Origin of the sequence: Rhizobium sp. BK049, from assembly GCF_014193135.1 — a bacterium.
GTDB lineage: Bacteria > Pseudomonadota > Alphaproteobacteria > Rhizobiales > Rhizobiaceae > Rhizobium.
In genome coordinates, this window is sequence record NZ_JACHYV010000009.1 from 73,640 (window position 1) to 89,458 (window position 15,819).

The 15,819-nt window shown below is 62.4% G+C and carries 16 protein-coding genes; 10 read left to right on the forward strand and 6 right to left on the reverse strand.

The annotated features are described in order from the left end of the window. Position 1: 1 nt before the first annotated feature. From FHT70_RS11940 to FHT70_RS11955, 4 genes are read right to left on the reverse strand one after another with little or no spacing between them, the layout of a single operon-like run. Positions 2-889 (reverse strand): branched-chain amino acid ABC transporter permease, encoded by an 888-nt coding sequence (locus FHT70_RS11940; protein WP_183701225.1) that lies wholly within the window; start codon positions 887-889, stop codon positions 2-4. Between the two features lie 4 nt (positions 890-893). Continuing rightward, positions 894-1,595 (reverse strand): ABC transporter ATP-binding protein, encoded by a 702-nt coding sequence (locus tag FHT70_RS11945; RefSeq protein WP_085781076.1) that lies wholly within the window; start codon positions 1,593-1,595, stop codon positions 894-896. Then, a complete protein-coding gene (locus tag FHT70_RS11950) occupies positions 1,595-2,377 on the reverse strand; it encodes an ABC transporter ATP-binding protein (protein WP_183701228.1) in 783 nt (260 codons plus the stop codon). The genes FHT70_RS11945 and FHT70_RS11950 overlap by 1 nt, the downstream gene beginning before the upstream one ends. A gap of 5 nt (positions 2,378-2,382) precedes the next feature. Further along, positions 2,383-3,588 carry an ABC transporter substrate-binding protein gene (locus tag FHT70_RS11955; protein WP_183701231.1) on the reverse strand — a complete coding sequence of 402 codons (1,206 nt, stop codon included), beginning with the start codon at positions 3,586-3,588 and terminating at the stop codon, positions 2,383-2,385. A gap of 175 nt (positions 3,589-3,763) precedes the next feature. Here FHT70_RS11955 and FHT70_RS11960 point away from each other — a divergent pair, with 175 nt between their 5' ends. Next, positions 3,764-4,711 (forward strand): LysR family transcriptional regulator, encoded by a 948-nt coding sequence (locus FHT70_RS11960; protein ID WP_183701234.1) that lies wholly within the window; start codon positions 3,764-3,766, stop codon positions 4,709-4,711. Here the strand turns inward: FHT70_RS11960 and FHT70_RS11965 are convergent, their stop codons facing one another. Further along, positions 4,712-5,050 carry a cupin domain-containing protein gene (locus tag FHT70_RS11965; protein WP_183701237.1) on the reverse strand — a complete coding sequence of 113 codons (339 nt, stop codon included), beginning with the start codon at positions 5,048-5,050 and terminating at the stop codon, positions 4,712-4,714. A 171-nt stretch (positions 5,051-5,221) separates the two neighbouring features. Here FHT70_RS11965 and FHT70_RS11970 point away from each other — a divergent pair, with 171 nt between their 5' ends. The 4 genes from FHT70_RS11970 (at position 5,222) to FHT70_RS11985 (ending at position 8,909) form a co-directional block, all read left to right on the forward strand. Next, positions 5,222-6,409 (forward strand): acyl-CoA dehydrogenase, encoded by a 1,188-nt coding sequence (locus tag FHT70_RS11970; protein WP_183701240.1) that lies wholly within the window; start codon positions 5,222-5,224, stop codon positions 6,407-6,409. A 98-nt stretch (positions 6,410-6,507) separates the two neighbouring features. Further along, positions 6,508-6,969: a DUF4126 family protein gene (locus tag FHT70_RS11975; RefSeq protein WP_183701243.1), complete on the forward strand. Its 462-nt coding sequence runs from the start codon at positions 6,508-6,510 to the stop codon at positions 6,967-6,969. Continuing rightward, positions 6,966-8,327: an FAD-containing oxidoreductase gene (locus FHT70_RS11980; protein ID WP_183701246.1), complete on the forward strand. Its 1,362-nt coding sequence runs from the start codon at positions 6,966-6,968 to the stop codon at positions 8,325-8,327. The genes FHT70_RS11975 and FHT70_RS11980 overlap by 4 nt, the downstream gene beginning before the upstream one ends. Positions 8,328-8,339: 12 nt before the next feature. Next, a complete protein-coding gene (locus FHT70_RS11985) occupies positions 8,340-8,909 on the forward strand; it encodes a DedA family protein (RefSeq protein WP_183701248.1) in 570 nt (189 codons plus the stop codon). 14 nt (positions 8,910-8,923) lie between these two features. Here the strand turns inward: FHT70_RS11985 and FHT70_RS11990 are convergent, their stop codons facing one another. Next, on the reverse strand, positions 8,924-9,967 hold the full coding sequence (locus FHT70_RS11990) for an NAD(P)-dependent alcohol dehydrogenase (RefSeq protein WP_183701250.1): 1,044 nt from the start codon (positions 9,965-9,967) through the stop codon (positions 8,924-8,926). A gap of 494 nt (positions 9,968-10,461) precedes the next feature. On the opposite strand from FHT70_RS11990, the gene FHT70_RS11995 reads away from it, so the two are divergent. The 5 genes from FHT70_RS11995 to kdpC all read left to right on the forward strand — a co-directional run bounded on the left by FHT70_RS11995 (position 10,462) and on the right by kdpC (position 15,722). Continuing rightward, on the forward strand, positions 10,462-10,824 hold the full coding sequence (locus FHT70_RS11995) for a copper resistance protein CopC (RefSeq protein WP_085781067.1): 363 nt from the start codon (positions 10,462-10,464) through the stop codon (positions 10,822-10,824). A 327-nt stretch (positions 10,825-11,151) separates the two neighbouring features. After that, positions 11,152-11,241, forward strand: coding sequence for a K(+)-transporting ATPase subunit F (locus tag FHT70_RS12000; protein ID WP_003547774.1), 90 nt, complete (start codon positions 11,152-11,154; stop codon positions 11,239-11,241). Positions 11,242-11,305: 64 nt separating this feature from the next. Further along, positions 11,306-13,009 (forward strand): potassium-transporting ATPase subunit KdpA, encoded by a 1,704-nt coding sequence (kdpA, locus tag FHT70_RS12005; protein ID WP_183701253.1) that lies wholly within the window; start codon positions 11,306-11,308, stop codon positions 13,007-13,009. Between the two features lie 64 nt (positions 13,010-13,073). Further along, positions 13,074-15,131 (forward strand): potassium-transporting ATPase subunit KdpB, encoded by a 2,058-nt coding sequence (gene kdpB, locus FHT70_RS12010; protein ID WP_097600834.1) that lies wholly within the window; start codon positions 13,074-13,076, stop codon positions 15,129-15,131. 21 nt (positions 15,132-15,152) lie between these two features. Continuing rightward, positions 15,153-15,722, forward strand: coding sequence for a potassium-transporting ATPase subunit KdpC (kdpC, locus tag FHT70_RS12015; protein ID WP_183701256.1), 570 nt, complete (start codon positions 15,153-15,155; stop codon positions 15,720-15,722). Positions 15,723-15,819 lie beyond the last annotated feature (97 nt).

Genomic DNA, 15,819 nt, shown 5'->3' on the forward strand with positions numbered 1-15,819 from the left:
GTCAAGCATCCCGGCCGAAGAGGCCCGCGGGCCTGATGAGAAGCACGATCGCCATGATGACGAAGATCACGATGTTGGAAGCCTCGGGATAGAAGACCTTGGTTAGGCCCTCGGCGATGCCAAGCACATAACCGGTGATGATCGCGCCCATGATCGATCCCATGCCGCCGACGACGACCACGGCGAAGACGACGATGATCATATTCGAGCCCATCAGCGGCGAGACCTGGTAGATCGGTGCGGCCAGGACGCCCGCAAAGGCTGCAAGTCCGGCGCCAAGCGCATAAGTGAGCGTCAGGAGCACTGGCACGTTCACACCGAAGACCTGCACCAGCACGGCATTTTCGGTCGCGGCGCGAAGATAGGCCCCGAGTTTGGTCTTCTCGATCAGAAGCCATGTGCCGAGACAGGCGACGAGCGAGACGACGACCACCCAGCCGCGATAGATGGGCAAGAACATGAAGCCGAGATTGGCGCCGCCGGCAAGGGCTGGGGGCGTCGCATAGGGCTGGCCGGACGAGCCATAGAGATAGCGGAAGGTGCCCTCGACGGCGAGCGCCAGCCCGAAAGTGAAAAGCAGGCCGTAGAGCGGATCGAGATCGTAGAGCCGGCGCAGAAACAGCCGCTCGATGATCGCGCCGGCAAGTCCGACGATGATGGGCGCCAGGATCAGCGACGGCCAGTAGCCGATGCCGGCATAGGTCAACAACAGATAGGCGACGAAGGCGCCGAGCATATATTGGGCGCCATGGGCGAAGTTGATCACCCTTAGAAGGCCGAAAATGATCGCGAGGCCGAGGCTGAGCAGCGCATAAAACGAGCCGTTGATCAGGCCGATCAGAAGCTGGCCGAGCAGCGCCTGCAGGGGAATGCCGAAGATCATCGTCATCTGGTCACACTCCCAGAACCTTGTGCAGCGTATCCATGCGCTGCGGCAGTTCGCCGACCGGGAATTCCGACACCATCTGCCCATGATCCATCAGATAGAAGCGATCGGCAATACGGCTGGCGAAGCGGAAGTTCTGCTCGACCAGCAGGATCGTCATGCCGCGCTCCTTGAGTTTCTTCAGCACCTCGCCGATGCGCTGGACGATGACCGGAGCAAGCCCTTCCGTCGGTTCGTCGAGGATCAGCAGCCGCACACCGGTGCGCAGGATACGCGCGATCGCCAGCATCTGCTGCTCGCCGCCTGATAGTTTGGTGCCCGGGCTGCCGCGGCGCTCGTAGAGATTGGGGAAGAGCTCGTAGATCTCCTCGAGCGTCATGCCACCGCTGGCAACGACCGGCGGCAGCAGCAGATTTTCCGAAACGGTGAGCGTCGAAAAGATACCGCGCTCCTCCGGCACGAAGCCGATGCCGCGGTGCGCCGTCTTGTGCAGCGGCACATGCATCATGTCGCTGCCGGCAAAGCTGATCCTTCCCTTGCGGGTTCGCACGATGCCGGTGATGGTGCGCAGCGTCGTCGTCTTTCCGACGCCGTTGCGGCCGAGAATCGTGATCGTCTCGCCCTCGCCGACATGCATGTCGACGCCGTGCAATATATGGCTTTCGCCGTACCAGGCGTTGAGGCCCTGAACCTCGAGGAGAGCGGCCATCAGTGCTCCTCCGTGCCCATGTAGGCCTCGCGCACGCGCTCATCCTGACTGACCGTGGCATAATCGCCCTCGGCAAGGATCTCGCCGCGCTGAAGCACGGTGACGTGCTGGCAGATATTGGCGACGACGGAGAGATTGTGCTCCACCATCAGCACCGCCCGGTCGCGGGCGACATCGCGGATGATCGCCGAGACGACGCCGACATCCTCATACCCCATGCCGGCCATCGGCTCGTCGAGTAGCAGCACTTTCGGCTCCAGCGCCAGCGTCGTGGCGATCTCCAGCACGCGCTTGCGGCCATAGGAAAGATCGGCGGCGAAATGGTCGCGCTCCTTGGAAAGGCCGACGCTCGCAAGCAGCTGTTCGGCGCGTTCGTTCAGCCGGTCGAGTGCCGACAGCGGCCGCCAGAATTGCGTCGACAGATGGTTCGGCCGCTGCAGCGCCACACGCACATTGTCGAGGACGGAAAGGTGCGGGAAGACCGCCGAAATCTGGAAGGAGCGCACCAGCCCCATGCGCGCCACCCTGTCGGGCGGCGTGTCGGTGATATCGGTGTCCAACAGGGTGATGGTGCCAGCCGTCGGCTGCAGGAACTTCGTCAGCAGGTTGAAGACCGTGGTCTTGCCGGCGCCGTTCGGGCCGATCAGCGCATGCACGCTTGCGTCGTGCACGTCGAGATCGACATTCTTGACGGCGGTGAAGCCGCCGAAATCGCGGCGCAGGCCGCGGGCGGACAATACCACCCGCGGCTTTTCCTGAGTTTCAATCGCGGAAACCGCCATCGTGCTTACTTCACCAGATCGCAGCCGCTCTTGGCGGGATCGATATAGGCGTCCTTGCCGGGAATGGTCGCGAGAACGTTGAAGTAATCCCACGGCTCCTTGCTGTCGGCCGGCTTCTTGACCTGCAGCAGATACATGTCGTGAATCATGCGCCCGTTGGCGCCGACCGTGCCGCCGCGGCCGAAGACGTCGTCAACAGGCATCTCATGCAACTGCTTGGCGACGGCTTCTGTCTCGTCGGTGCCGGCTTTCTGCACCGCCTTCAGATACTGCGTCACCGCCGAATAGGTGCCAGTATGGACCATGTTCGGCATCTTGCCGGTGCGGTCGAAGAACTTCTTGGCGAAGGCGCGGCTTTCGTCGTCGCGGTTCCAGTAAAAGCCCTCTGTCAGCGTCAGCCCCTGCGCCGCCTCAAGGCCGAGACCATGGACTTCGGCGAGTGTGAAGAGCAGCGCCGCCAGATGCTGGCCACCCTGGGTGATGCCGAACTCGGCCGCCTGCTTGATGGCGTTCGAAGTGTCCAGGCCGGCATTGGCAAGACCGATCACCTTGGCGCCGGATGATTGCGCCTGCAGCAGGAAGGAGGAGAAGTCCTGGCTCGACAGCGGATGGCGGACGGCGCCGACGACCGTACCGCCACTCGCCTTGACATATTCACTGGTCTGCTGCTCCAGCGAGTAACCGAAGGCGTAGTCGGCGGTCAGGAAGAACCAGCTGTCGCCGCCCTGCTTGACGAGCGCACCGCCGGTGCCGACAGCGAGCGCGTGGGTGTCATACGCCCAGTGGAAGCCGTAGGGCGAGCAGGCCTTGCCGGTGAGATCCGTCGTCGCAGCACCGGTGACGATATCGATCTTCTTCTTCTCCTTGGCGATCGCCTGCACGGCGAGCGCTACGGACGAGGTCGTCAGTTCCATGATCGCATCCACCTGCTCGGTGTCATACCATTGGCGGGCGATGTTGGAGGCGATATCCGGCTTGTTCTGGTGGTCGGCATCGACGATCTCGACCGGAACGCCGAGCACCTTGCCGCCGAAATCCTCGACCGCCATCTTGGCGGCCTCGACGGAAGACTTGCCGCCGAAGTCGGCATAGACGCCCGATTGGTCGTTCAGGATGCCGATCTTGACCTTGCCGTCAGTCGCGCTCTGCGCGAGCACCGCCGTGCTGCTCGCAAGCAGAAATGCTACCGATGCAACGAGATTCTTACGCATATTCTCTCCTCCCAGAGATGAGCCAGATTGCGGGTCTGTTCAGATTTGGCCAGCCGCACTCCTCAGAGCGGCCGAGCCTTGGCCTACGATCACGGAAATTCCGCATTGAAGCAACGGGTGGTTTACAACTAATTCCAAACAGTATCTGTTCGTTTTTGAACAGATAGGGACGGCGATGACCAATCCACCGCAGTTTACTTGGGATGATCTTCAGTTTTTTCTAGCGGTCGCCCGTACCGGACAGCTCTCGACGGCGGCCCGGCAGTTGCGCTCCAGCCATGCCACCGTTTCGCGACGTATCGACCGGCTGGAATTTACCCTCAAGGTCAAGCTGTTCGAGCGCAATCCGCGCGGTTACGTGCTGACTGCCATGGGCACGCGTTTCATCGAGACGGCCGAGCGGATGGAGCAGGAGACCGAGCGGCTGCGCGCCGACCTTGCCGATGGCTCGATGGCGCAGCGCGGCCTGGTGCGCCTCAGCGCGCCCGAGGGCTTTGCCAATTTCTTCTTCGCCACCGTGCTGCCGCGCTTTGCCGCCCAGCATCCGCATCTTTCGCTCGAGCTGGTGACAATCCAGCAGATCATGTCGCTGTCGCGCAAGGAGGCCGATCTTTCCGTTGTGCTCGACGAGCCGAAAGGCGGGCCTTATTACGCTGAAAAGCTGACCGACTATCACCTGCAGATCTACGGCTCGCGCGACTATCTGGCAAAGGCGGCTGATATCACCAGCCGCGAAGATCTGCTTCAGCATCCCTTCGTTAGCTATATCGAGGAAATGATTTTTGCGCCGGGGCTGGATTATCTCAGCGATGTGCATCCGCGCATCAAACCGCAGTTCCAGAGCTCCAGCATTTTCGCGCAGCTCACCGCCACCCGAAACGGCCTCGGCCTGTGCATCCTGCCCTATTTCTTCGCCAGCCGTTATCCCGAACTCGTGCGCGTGCTGCCCGAGGAGATCGACCTCAAGCGCCATTACTGGATTACCTGCCATCGCGACCTGAAACAGGCGCCGCGTGTGCGGGCCGTTATCGACTTTCTGCGAGAGGCCGTGCGCGGCGAAGATGCGCGCTTCGTGCCGCCTTTTGTCGCCAACGCCCCGCGCCAACCAGAATCCGAAACGTGATTACTTGAGAAACTCTGCCCGGTGCGGCGTGAAGGTATCGATCAGCCGGCCCTTTTCCAGTGCCTTGACGCCATGGACGAGATTGGGCGGCACGATGAAGCTGCCACCCTGCCGCAGCAGTTCAGTGCGGCCATCGATCGTCACCTCGAAGCTGCCTTCGGCGACATAGCTTGCCTGGATGTGCGGATGCGAATGGGCAGCTCCGATGGCGCCGCTTTCGAACGCCACTTCCACCATCATCATCTCGGGCAGATAGGTCATGATGCGCCTGGTGACGCCGGGCTCCGGATTGACCCATTGGGCACCTTCGGCCGATACGAACAGATCGCTTGACGACATTTCCGCCTCCTCATTCCAGAATCGAACGCGGGCAAAGTGGATCATGCCGCGGCGTTTGAAAAGATGGCGCGGATCGCCTTTTCGACGCGAGCGCCCGCTGTTGACGCCATCGGCCGGGGGGTCTATGGCCAGTTTGAAGGCAAGCCTGATGAATGGTGAGGAGACGCCGCCATGCAGCATACGCGCGAGGTTTTCGACTGGGCGGACCCATTCCGGCTGGTGGAGCAGCTGACCAACGAGGAGCGCATGGTGCAGGACACCGCCCATGCCTATGCGCAGCAAAAACTCGCTCCCCGCGTTCTCGACGCCTTTCGCAATGAAAAGACCGATCCAGCCATCTTCCGGGAGATGGGCGAACTCGGCCTGCTCGGCCCGACGATTTCGCCCGATTATGGCGGCGCAGGCTTAGGTTATGTGGCCTACGGCCTGATCGCTCGCGAGGTCGAAAGGGTCGACAGCGGCTACCGTTCGATGATGAGCGTGCAGTCCTCGCTGGTCATGGTGCCGATCGAAACCTTCGGCTCAGAGGCACAGAAACTAAAATACCTGCCGAAGCTAGCGGCCGGCGAATGGATCGGCTGCTTCGGCTTGACCGAGCCCGATCATGGCTCCGACCCCGGCTCGATGGCGACGCGCGCCAAGAAGGTCGACGGCGGCTACAGCCTGACCGGCTCGAAGACCTGGATCTCGAATGCGCCGATCGCCGATGTCTTCGTCGTCTGGGCAAAGACCGAGGACGGCCTCATCCGTGGCTTCATCCTCGAAAAGGGCTGGAAAGGGCTTTCGGCGCCTGCCATCCATGGCAAGGTCGGGTTGCGCGCCTCGATCACGGGCGAAGTGGTGATGGATGGGGTCTTCGTGCCCGAGGAAAACCTGCTGCCCGGCGTCACCGGCCTCAAGGGGCCGTTCACCTGCCTGAACTCGGCCCGCTTCGGCATTGCCTGGGGCGCACTTGGTGCGGCCGAGGATTGTTATGCAAGGGCCCGGCAATATACGCTGGAGCGCAAGCAGTTCGGCCGGCCGCTCGCCGCCAACCAGCTGATCCAGAAGAAACTCGCCGACATGGCGGCGGAAATCGCGCTCGGCCTTCAGGGCTGCCTGCGGCTCGGCCGGATGAAGGAGGAAGGCCATCCGCCGGTGGAGCTGACCTCGATCCTCAAGCGCAACAGCTGCGGCAAGGCGCTGGAGATCGCGCGTGCTTCCCGCGACATGCTCGGCGGCAACGGCATCTCCGACGAATTCGGCATCGCCCGCCATCTCGTCAACCTCGAAGTCGTCAACACCTATGAGGGCACGCACGACATCCACGCGCTGATCATTGGTCGGGCAATTACCGGCATCGCCGCCTTTGCGAACTAAGTTGCCCGGCGCCGGTCAGCGCAGGCGAATTGCCACGCGCCTGACAATGTGCGACCTTCCCTGGCTGCGGCACACGGCCGGCAATGAGGGGATCGCGCATGTTTCTGCTTCTTGCATTGGTGATCGGTGTCATCTCTGGCCTTCGCGCCATGACCGCGCCCGCTGCCGTCGCCTGGGGCGCCGCGCTCGGCTGGTTCGACGTGTCGCAGACGCCGCTTGCCTTCATGGGCTACCGGTGGACGCCTTGGATTTTCACCCTTCTCGCGATCGTTGAACTCATCACCGACCAGCTGCCGTCGACGCCGTCGCGCAAGGTACCGGTGCAGTTCTCCGCCCGCATCGTCACCGGAGCACTTGCCGGCGCCACCATCGGCGCGGCGAGCAGCCTGCTTTTCGGCGGGCTGATCGCCGGGGTGATCGGCGCCGTCATCGGCACCTATGGCGGCGCCGCCCTGCGCAAAAGGCTTGCCGCCGCCTTCGGCAAGGATCTGCCGGCCGCCCTCATCGAGGATGCCGTTGCCGTTGTCGGCGCTCTATTAATCGTGGGAGCCGTGTCATGAAGAGCTTCGACGCCATCGTTATCGGCGCCGGCCAGGCCGGCCCGTTCCTCGCCGCCCGCATGGTCGAAAAGGGCATGAAGGTAGCGCTGATCGAACGCAAATTTCTGGGCGGCACCTGCGTCAATGCCGGCTGCATGCCGACCAAGACGCTGGTCGCCAGCGCCCGCGCTGCCCATGTCGCAAGAAGTGGCGCCGCCTACGGTGTCAATATCCCCGGCGAAATCGCTATCGACATGAACGTGGTGAGAGCCCGGGCGGAAACGGTGACGATGAATGCCCGCAACGGCCTGATCGGCTGGTTTGACAGCATGGAGGGCATGAGCGTGATCTACGGCCATGCCCGTTTCGAGGATGCGAAAACCATCCGCGTCAATGGCGAGACACTGACGGCGCCGCGCATTTTCCTCAATGTCGGCGCGCGGCCCGTCATCCCCGAACTGCCAGGTATCGACGATATCGACTATCTCACCAGCACGTCGATCATTCATCTTGACACGCTGCCGCGGCACCTTGCGGTGATCGGCGGCAGCTATATCGGGCTGGAATTCGCGCAGATGTATCGCCGCTTCGGCGCCGAAGTCAGCGTCGTCGAGCACGGCCCGAAGCTCGCATCACGCGAGGACGAGGATATATCGGACGCGATCGCCGACATCCTCCGTTCCGAAGGCATTGCAGTCCACACCGACGCCGGCGACATCGCCTTTGCCCGAAACGGCAGCGGAGTGAGCGTCACCGCCGGCGCGGCGAAGATTGAAGCAAGCCATGTTCTGATCGCCACCGGCCGCCAACCGAATACCGACGACCTCGGCCTCGGTGCCGCCGGCGTGGCGACCGACAAGCGCGGCTATATCACCGTCGACGACAAGCTAGCCACCAATGTCGAGGGCATCTTCGCGCTCGGCGACTGCAATGGTCGCGGCGCCTTTACGCATACGTCCTATAATGATTTCGAGATTGCCGCCGCCAATCTGCTTGACGGTGAGGACCGCAAGGTCTCGAGCCGCATCCCGGCCTATGCGCTCTATATCGACCCGCCGCTCGGTCGCGTCGGCATGACGGAGAAGCAGGCGCGCGCCTCCGGCCGCAGGATCATGGTCTCGACCCGGCCGATGAGCCGCGTCGGACGCGCCAATGAACGCGGCGAGACCAAGGGCTTCATGAAGGTGATTGCCGATGCCGAGACCAAAGAGATCCTCGGCGCGGCGATCCTCGGCATCGAAGGCGACGAGGTGATCCACGGCCTGATCGATGCAATGAATGCCGGAACCACCTATCCCGCGCTGAAATGGTCGGTGCCGATCCATCCGACAGTGTCGGAGCTGATTCCGACACTGCTTGGGGATTTGAAGCCGGTTTAAGGCCAGGAACGCGTGTCCATCGAACTGCTGATCGAAAATTATGGCCTGCTGGCGATCTTTCTGGGCGCCGCCTTCGAGGGCGAAACCGCGGCTTTTCTCGGCGGCGTGATTTCCCACCGCGGGCTGCTGTCCTATTGGTCGGCGTCGCTCGCGGCCGTCGCAGGCTCCTTCGCCGGCGATCAGTTCTGGTTCTTCGCCGGCCGCTATGCTGGGCAATGGGCTCCCGTCCGCCGGCTGATGGAACGACCCGCGCTCGCCCGTGCGACACGGCTGCTGGAAAAATATCAGACCGGCTTCATCCTGGCGTTCCGTTTTCTCGTCGGCTTGCGCACGATCAGCCCGATCGTCATTGGCACGACGCGGATAACAACCGGTAAATTCGTCATCCTGAATGCGGTAGCCGCTCTGGTGTGGGGGCAGCTCTTCACAGCACTCGGTTATCTGTTCGGCAACGGCATCCAGCAGATACTGGGCCACCTTCCCCTGCACCGGCATCTGCTGATCGCCGTCGCGGCCGCCGCTGTCGTCGCAGCCGCGGCTCTATTCTTTCGCAGGATGAAACCAAGCGGCAGGCATCCGTAAAGGCGCTGCGGCGGCTATTCCATAACGATCTGCAGCTTCACGTCGCTCGGCCGGGCCTCGACGGCGCGGTCGAATGCCTTGACCGAATCTTCGAACTTGAACGTCTCGGAGATCAGCGGCTTCAGATCGACCCGGCCCGAACCGAGCAATGCGATCGACCGCTCATATTGGTGAGCATAGCGGAACACCGTTTCGATGCGGATTTCCTTGGTGGAGGCCATCGAGACGTCGAAGCCGATCGGGTTCACCGGCAGGCCGACGGCGACGATGACACCGCCCGGGCGCGGCAGCGCCACGATCGTCTCCCAGGCCTTCGGCGACCCGGAGCATTCGAAGACGACATCCGCACCCCAGCCGTCGGTCAGCCGACCGACCTCTTCGGCCAGGTTCTTCTCGCGGATGTTGACCGGGATGACACCCTGATATTGCGCGGATATATCGAGCTTCGGCTGGGCGAGATCGGCAACGATCGCGCGAGCGCAGCCGCCGGCAAGAGCGGCAATCGCGACCATCGTGCCGATCGGCCCGGCGCCGAGCACGACGGCAGTATCGCCGGGCGCAATCTTCGCCTTGGCTGCCGCCTGCATGCCGACGGCAAAGGGTTCAACCATCGCGCCTTCCGCGAAGCTGACATTGTCGGGCAGCTTGAAAGTATAATTGGCCGGATGCACCACTTCGGGCGTCAGTACGCCATGGATTGGCGGTGTCGCCCAGAAGCTGACGGCAGGATCGATATTGTACATGCCGAGCCTGCTCGCCTTCGAGTTCGGATCGGGAATGCCGGGCTCCATGCAGACACGGTCGCCGATTTTCAGATGTGTCACACCGGCCCCGACCTCGACCACCGTGCCGGCCGCCTCATGGCCGAGCACCATCGGCGCGTTGACGACGAACGGGCCGATCTTGCCGTGGGTGTAATAATGAACGTCCGAACCGCAGACGCCGACAGTATGAATCTTGATCCTCACCTGCCCTGGCCCTGTCTCCAGCGGCAGATCGATATCGCGCAACGCAAGCTCATGCTGGCGCTCCAGCACCAGCGCACGGACTTTGGTCATTGTCGGTTTCCTTCCCTATGGCCCTGAAGATTCAGAGGTGCCGTTGAGGCGACTATAAGACCGCAGGGCGCTTCGATTCAACCGCTGAGTAAGCTTTTGCCCACCACGCGACGAAATGCTCATATGCGTAGCCCGAAAGATAAGCGCCGATAAACCTCCGTATGATTCCGGAAGAGCACAGCGCGCGGTACAGTCTTACTCGTGAGCCACGGCAAGGCGGGAAGGCGACAAGTGATGAAGCATGATAACGACAATGTCGGCGGAAGCCGGCTTTCCCAGAGGATGCTTAGACCGCTTCGAAAATTCTGGCGCAGACTGGTGGCCGATTTGAACGCCGCCCTTCGCAGAGACAACCCGGGGCAGCCAATGCGTGTCATTCTGCGGACGCGGGATCGAAATCGCCCCCGGCAGCGTTGATAGCATGCAGCCCGCACGGCGTGGCGGGAGCATGACGGCTCCCGGCGCCAATGGCTCGGCAATATAGGAAGGCCATCATGAAGTCGGTCGTGTCATTCTGCCTGTTCGCATCCCTTCTTTTCGCCGGCAACCAGGCGGCCGCGGCCCTCGAACAAGCATCACTGCCCTCGCAGCAGCAGGAAGAAGAACTCGTGCCGGCCAATGTCGAGCTTACCTTCAGCGGTCCCGTCGATCTTGCCCGCTCGACCGCCACCTTGCTCGATGCCCAAGGCAGGGCGCTCCCCCTCGGCAAGCCGTTCCTCTCCGGCCCCGAAGGATCCATATTCAAGATCCCTCTCGATCCCGCAATGGCGCCCGGCCTCTATACCCTCGACTGGCGCGTCCTCTCGATGGACGGCCGCAGCGCCGAAGGCCGCTACCAGTTCCGGGTCGACCCTTGAATTTCAAGATCGCGCCCTGCTCTCGTTCCCGCTGCAGCCGCCTGAAAGCATTTATAAGATTTTTATATTGATGCGGTTTCGGCCGTCTCGAACCTTTATGCGCTCCGGCTCCATATTGGTGCCCGAGAGATCGAAGGATCCTCTCCACGCCAGAAAGCATAAAAGGCAGTCTCCAACGGCAGCGGCCCTTTGTCTTGTCTGACTCCAACAAGAACAACATGAGTCACGATCATGATGGATACCATTCTGCTCGGCACAGCGATCCTATTCTTCTCGCTGTGCTTTGCCTATGTCGCAGCCTGCGACAAGCTCTAAGGAGAAGCGACGATGACCCTCGATTATGTCCTGAGCGGCGCCGTAACCGTGTTTCTCACCGTTTACCTCACCTACGCTCTCTTACGCCCAGAACGCTTCTGAACCGGCGCTTGCGAGGCCGCGCTGCGCGACCGAGAACCAGCCGGGTATTGAAAGTTTTAGCTCCATGACCCTCAACGGATGGCTTCAGATCCTGCTCTATTGCGGGATCGTCCTTTTGCTCGTCAAACCGCTCGGCGGCTATATGACGCGCGTCTATAATGGCGAGCGAACGTTCCTCTCGCGCGTCCTCGTCCCGATCGAACGCGGACTTTACCGTATGGCCGGCACCGGCGAAGGCGAGGAGCAGCATTGGACCTCCTATGCCTTGGCGATGCTAATGTTCAACCTTCTCGGCGTCCTCCTCCTCTACGCGTTGATGCGCCTGCAGGGCGTTCTGCCCTATAATCCGGCCGGCATGGCCGCTGTTCCGCCCGACCTTTCCTTCAACACCGCCGTCAGCTTTCCCACCAATACCAACTGGCAGAACTACGGCGGCGAAAGCACCATGTCGTATCTGACGCAGATGGCCGGCTTCACGGTGCAGAATTTCCTTTCCGCCGCCACCGGCATGGCCATCGCCGTCGCCTTCATCCGTGCCTTCGCACGGGCGTCTGGCAAGGCGATCGGCAATTTCTGGGTCGATATGATCCGCGGCACGCTCTACATCCTGCTGCCGATCTGCATCGTGCTGACGCTCGTCTTCGTCTATCTCGGCGTACCGCAGACGCTCGGGCCCTATGTCGACGCGACGACTCTCGAAGGCGGCGAGCAGACGATCGCGCTCGGCCCGGTCGCCTCGCAGCTCGCCATCAAGATGCTCGGCACCAATGGCGGCGGTTTCTTCAACGCCAATTCGGCCCATCCGTTCGAAAATCCCGATGCGATTTCCAACCTCATCCAGATGGTTTCGATCTTCGCGATCGGTGCGGCTCTGACCAACGTCTTCGGCCGCATGGTTGGCAACCAGCGCCAAGGCTGGGCGATTCTGGCCTCGATGGGCGCGCTGTTCGTCGTCGGCGTCGGCATCACGTATTGGGCCGAAGCGGCCGGCAATCCGCTGATGCATGGCTTTGGCCTCGCCGGCGGCAATATGGAGGGGAAAGAAGTCCGCTTCGGCGTCGCGCTGTCCTCGCTCTTCGCCGTCATCACCACCGCCGCCTCCTGTGGCGCCGTCAACGCCATGCATGGCAGCTTCACCGCGCTCGGCGGCCTCATTCCGCTGATCAACATGCAGCTCGGCGAAATCATTGTCGGCGGTGTCGGCGCCGGCTTCTATGGCATCCTGGTGTTCATCATCGTCGCCGTCTTCGTCGCCGGGCTGATGGTCGGGCGTACGCCGGAATATCTCGGCAAGAAGATCGAGGCGAAAGAAATGAAGATGGCCGTTCTCGCCATCCTCTGCCTGCCGCTCGCCATGCTTGTTTTTACCGCCATGGCCACGGTGCTGCCCTCCGCTGTCGCCTCGGTCGGCACCCCCGGACCGCACGGCTTCTCCGAGATCCTCTATGCCTATACCTCGGCTGCGGCCAATAACGGCTCGGCCTTCGGCGGTCTTACAGGCAACACGCCCTGGTACAATGTGACACTCGGCATCGGCATGCTTGCCGGCCGGTTCCTGGTCATCATCCCGGCGCTCGCCATTGCCGGTTCGCTCACCGCCAAGAAGACAGTTCCGGCCTCGGCAGGCACCTTTCCGACCGACGGTCCGCTCTTCGTCGGCCTGCTGATCGGCACGATTCTGATCGTCGGCGGCCTGACCTTCTTCCCGGCGCTGGCCCTCGGTCCAATCGTCGAACACCTCGTCGCGATCGCCGGACAGACCTTCTGAGGCGATGCCGTAACCCACATCCCCAGGTTTCCTCGTCGTCCTCGTTTCAAAGCTGGAGTCTCTTATGAGCCAGGCAAAATCCGCGAGCATCATCGATTCTCGCATCCTTATTCCGGCCGTCGGCGCCGCCTTCAAGAAGCTCGACCCACGCGCCCTTGCCAGAAATCCCGTCATGTTTGTCGTGGCCACTGTTTCAGTGCTGACCACCGTGCTCTTCCTGCGCGATCTCATGGCGGGCAACGGCAATCTCGGTTTCTCGTTCCAGATCAATCTCTGGCTCTGGTTCACCGTGCTCTTTGCCAATTTCGCCGAGGCCGTCGCCGAAGGCCGTGGCAAGGCGCAGGCAGATTCGCTGCGCAAGGCGCGCACCGAAACCCAGGCCAAGCTGCTGACAGCCAACGGCGGCGATTACCGCATGGTGCCGGGCACCAGCCTCAAGGTCGGCGATATCGTGCTCGTCGAGGCCGGCGACATCATTCCCTCGGACGGCGAAGTCATCGAAGGTGTCGCCTCCGTCAACGAAGCGGCGATCACAGGTGAATCCGCTCCTGTCATCCGCGAATCCGGCGGCGACCGTTCGGCGGTGACAGGCGGCACGCAGGTGCTCTCCGACTGGATCCGCGTGCGCATCACCGCGGCGGCCGGCTCCACCTTCCTCGACCGGATGATCTCGCTGGTCGAGGGCGCGCAGCGCCAGAAGACGCCGAACGAGATCGCGCTCAACATCCTGCTCGCCGGCATGACGCTGATCTTCGTGCTGGCGACGGCGACGATCCCGAGCTTTGCCATCTATGCCGGCGGCTCGATCCCGATCATCGTGCTCGTCGCCCTCTTCGTCACCCTGATCCCGACGACGATCGGTGCGCTCCTGTCGGCGATCGGCATCGCCGGCATGGACCGGCTCGTCCGCTTCAACGTGCTTGCGATGTCCGGCCGTGCCGTCGAAGCGGCCGGCGACGTCGACACGCTGCTGCTCGATAAAACCGGCACGATCACGCTCGGCAATCGCCAGGCGACGGCCTTCCACCCGGTGCGCGGCGTTTCCGAACAGGAGCTCGCTGATGCCGCGCAACTCGCCTCGCTTGCCGACGAAACGCCGGAAGGCCGTTCGATCGTCGTGCTCGCCAAGGAGAAATATGCGATCCGCGGCCGCGACATGGCGAGTCTCAAGGCCAGCTTCGTGCCTTTCACCGCCCAGACCCGCATGAGCGGCGTCGATCTCGAAGGCGCTTCGATCCGCAAAGGCGCGGTCGATACGGTGCTCGCCTATGTCAAAGGCGACGCCCCCTCGAAGAATGGCAACGAGCTGTTGCGCGAGCTGCAGTCGATATCGGACGAGGTCGCCAAGTCAGGCGGCACGCCGCTCGCCGTTGCTCGCGACGGCAGGTTGCTCGGGATCATCCAGCTGAAGGACATCGTCAAGGGCGGCATCCGCGAACGCTTCACCGAGCTTCGCCGCATGGGCATCCGCACCGTCATGATAACAGGCGACAATCCGCTGACAGCAGCGGCCATCGCCGCCGAAGCCGGCGTCGACGACTTCCTTGCCCAGGCAACACCCGAGATGAAGCTGGCGCTGATGCGCGAGGAACAGGCCAAGGGCAAGCTCGTCGCCATGTGCGGCGACGGAACCAACGATGCCCCGGCGCTGGCCCAGGCCGACGTCGGCGTTGCCATGAACACCGGCACCGTCGCCGCCCGCGAGGCCGGCAACATGGTCGATCTCGACTCCGACCCGACGAAGCTCATCGAGATCGTCGAAATCGGCAAGCAACTGTTAATGACACGCGGCGCGCTGACGACCTTCTCGATCGCCAACGACATCGCCAAGTATTTCGCCATCATCCCGGCGATGTTCCTGACCTTCTACCCGCAGCTCGGCATCCTCAACATCATGGGGCTTTCGACTCCGCAGAGCGCCATCCTTTCGGCGATCATCTTCAACGCGTTGATCATCATCGCGCTGATCCCGCTGTCGCTGAAGGGTGTGCGTTACCGTCCGATCGGCGCTGGCGCGCTTCTGTCACGCAACCTGCTGATCTACGGCCTCGGCGGCATTGTGGTTCCCTTCATCGGCATCAAGGCGATCGACATGGCCGTCGCGGCCCTCCGTCTCGCCTGACATCTCTAGGAGCTAAGAACAATGTTGAAAGAACTTCGCCCGGCCGTCGTTATGATCGTTGCCACTGCAGCCATCACGGGCCTGCTTTATCCGCTCGCCATGACGGGAGCGGCCCAGGCGCTCTTCCCGACCCAGGCGAATGGCAGCCTGATCGAGAAGAACGGTCAGGTGATCGGCTCCAGGCTGATCGGCCAGGCGTTCACCAGCGACAAGTATTTCCACGGCCGTCCCTCAGCCGCCGGCGATGGCTACAATGCCGCCGCCTCCGGCGGCTCGAACCTCGGCCCGACCAGCCAGAAACTGATCGACCGCGTAAAGCGCGACTACGAAACAGCCAAGGCGGCAAACCCAAACGCCAAGGTGCCGGCCGACCTCGTCACCGCGTCCGGCAGCGGGCTCGATCCTGATATTTCGCCGGAGGCCGCCTACTTCCAGGTGGCGCGCGTCGCCAAGGCACGTAACATCGACGAGGCGAAGATCAAGGCGTTGGTCGACGGCGCCGTCCGGGACCGCGAACTCGGATTTTTGGGAGAACCTACCGTCAATGTTCTGGCGTTGAACCAGAGCCTTGATGCTTCTATGACTGAGTGAGTTTGGCAGGTTAGATGCTGTGGTTTGGCGACAAGGCCAACCCCACTCTCCGCCATCCTCGGGCTTGACTCACTGATGTCCGGTTGGCGCTAACGGC

Bases quoted from the DNA above. Each gene is read 5' to 3' on its own strand.
- FHT70_RS11950 (WP_183701228.1), bottom strand. From the start codon at position 2,377: ATGGCGGTTTCCGCGATTGAAACTCAGGAAAAGCCGCGGGTGGTATTG.
- FHT70_RS11980 (WP_183701246.1), top strand. From the start codon at position 6,966: ATGAAGAGCTTCGACGCCATCGTTATCGGCGCCGGCCAGGCCGGCCCG.
- FHT70_RS11960 (WP_183701234.1), top strand. From the start codon at position 3,764: ATGACCAATCCACCGCAGTTTACTTGGGATGATCTTCAGTTTTTTCTA.
- FHT70_RS11965 (WP_183701237.1), bottom strand. From the start codon at position 5,050: ATGTCGTCAAGCGATCTGTTCGTATCGGCCGAAGGTGCCCAATGGGTC.
- kdpA (WP_183701253.1), top strand. From the start codon at position 11,306: ATGACCCTCAACGGATGGCTTCAGATCCTGCTCTATTGCGGGATCGTC.
- FHT70_RS11995 (WP_085781067.1), top strand. From the start codon at position 10,462: ATGAAGTCGGTCGTGTCATTCTGCCTGTTCGCATCCCTTCTTTTCGCC.
- FHT70_RS11955 (WP_183701231.1), bottom strand. From the start codon at position 3,588: ATGCGTAAGAATCTCGTTGCATCGGTAGCATTTCTGCTTGCGAGCAGC.
- FHT70_RS11970 (WP_183701240.1), top strand. From the start codon at position 5,222: ATGCAGCATACGCGCGAGGTTTTCGACTGGGCGGACCCATTCCGGCTG.
- kdpB (WP_097600834.1), top strand. From the start codon at position 13,074: ATGAGCCAGGCAAAATCCGCGAGCATCATCGATTCTCGCATCCTTATT.
- FHT70_RS11990 (WP_183701250.1), bottom strand. From the start codon at position 9,967: ATGACCAAAGTCCGTGCGCTGGTGCTGGAGCGCCAGCATGAGCTTGCG.
- kdpC (WP_183701256.1), top strand. From the start codon at position 15,153: ATGTTGAAAGAACTTCGCCCGGCCGTCGTTATGATCGTTGCCACTGCA.
- FHT70_RS11975 (WP_183701243.1), top strand. From the start codon at position 6,508: ATGTTTCTGCTTCTTGCATTGGTGATCGGTGTCATCTCTGGCCTTCGC.
- FHT70_RS11945 (WP_085781076.1), bottom strand. From the start codon at position 1,595: ATGGCCGCTCTCCTCGAGGTTCAGGGCCTCAACGCCTGGTACGGCGAA.
- FHT70_RS12000 (WP_003547774.1), top strand. From the start codon at position 11,152: ATGACCCTCGATTATGTCCTGAGCGGCGCCGTAACCGTGTTTCTCACC.
- FHT70_RS11940 (WP_183701225.1), bottom strand. From the start codon at position 889: ATGACGATGATCTTCGGCATTCCCCTGCAGGCGCTGCTCGGCCAGCTT.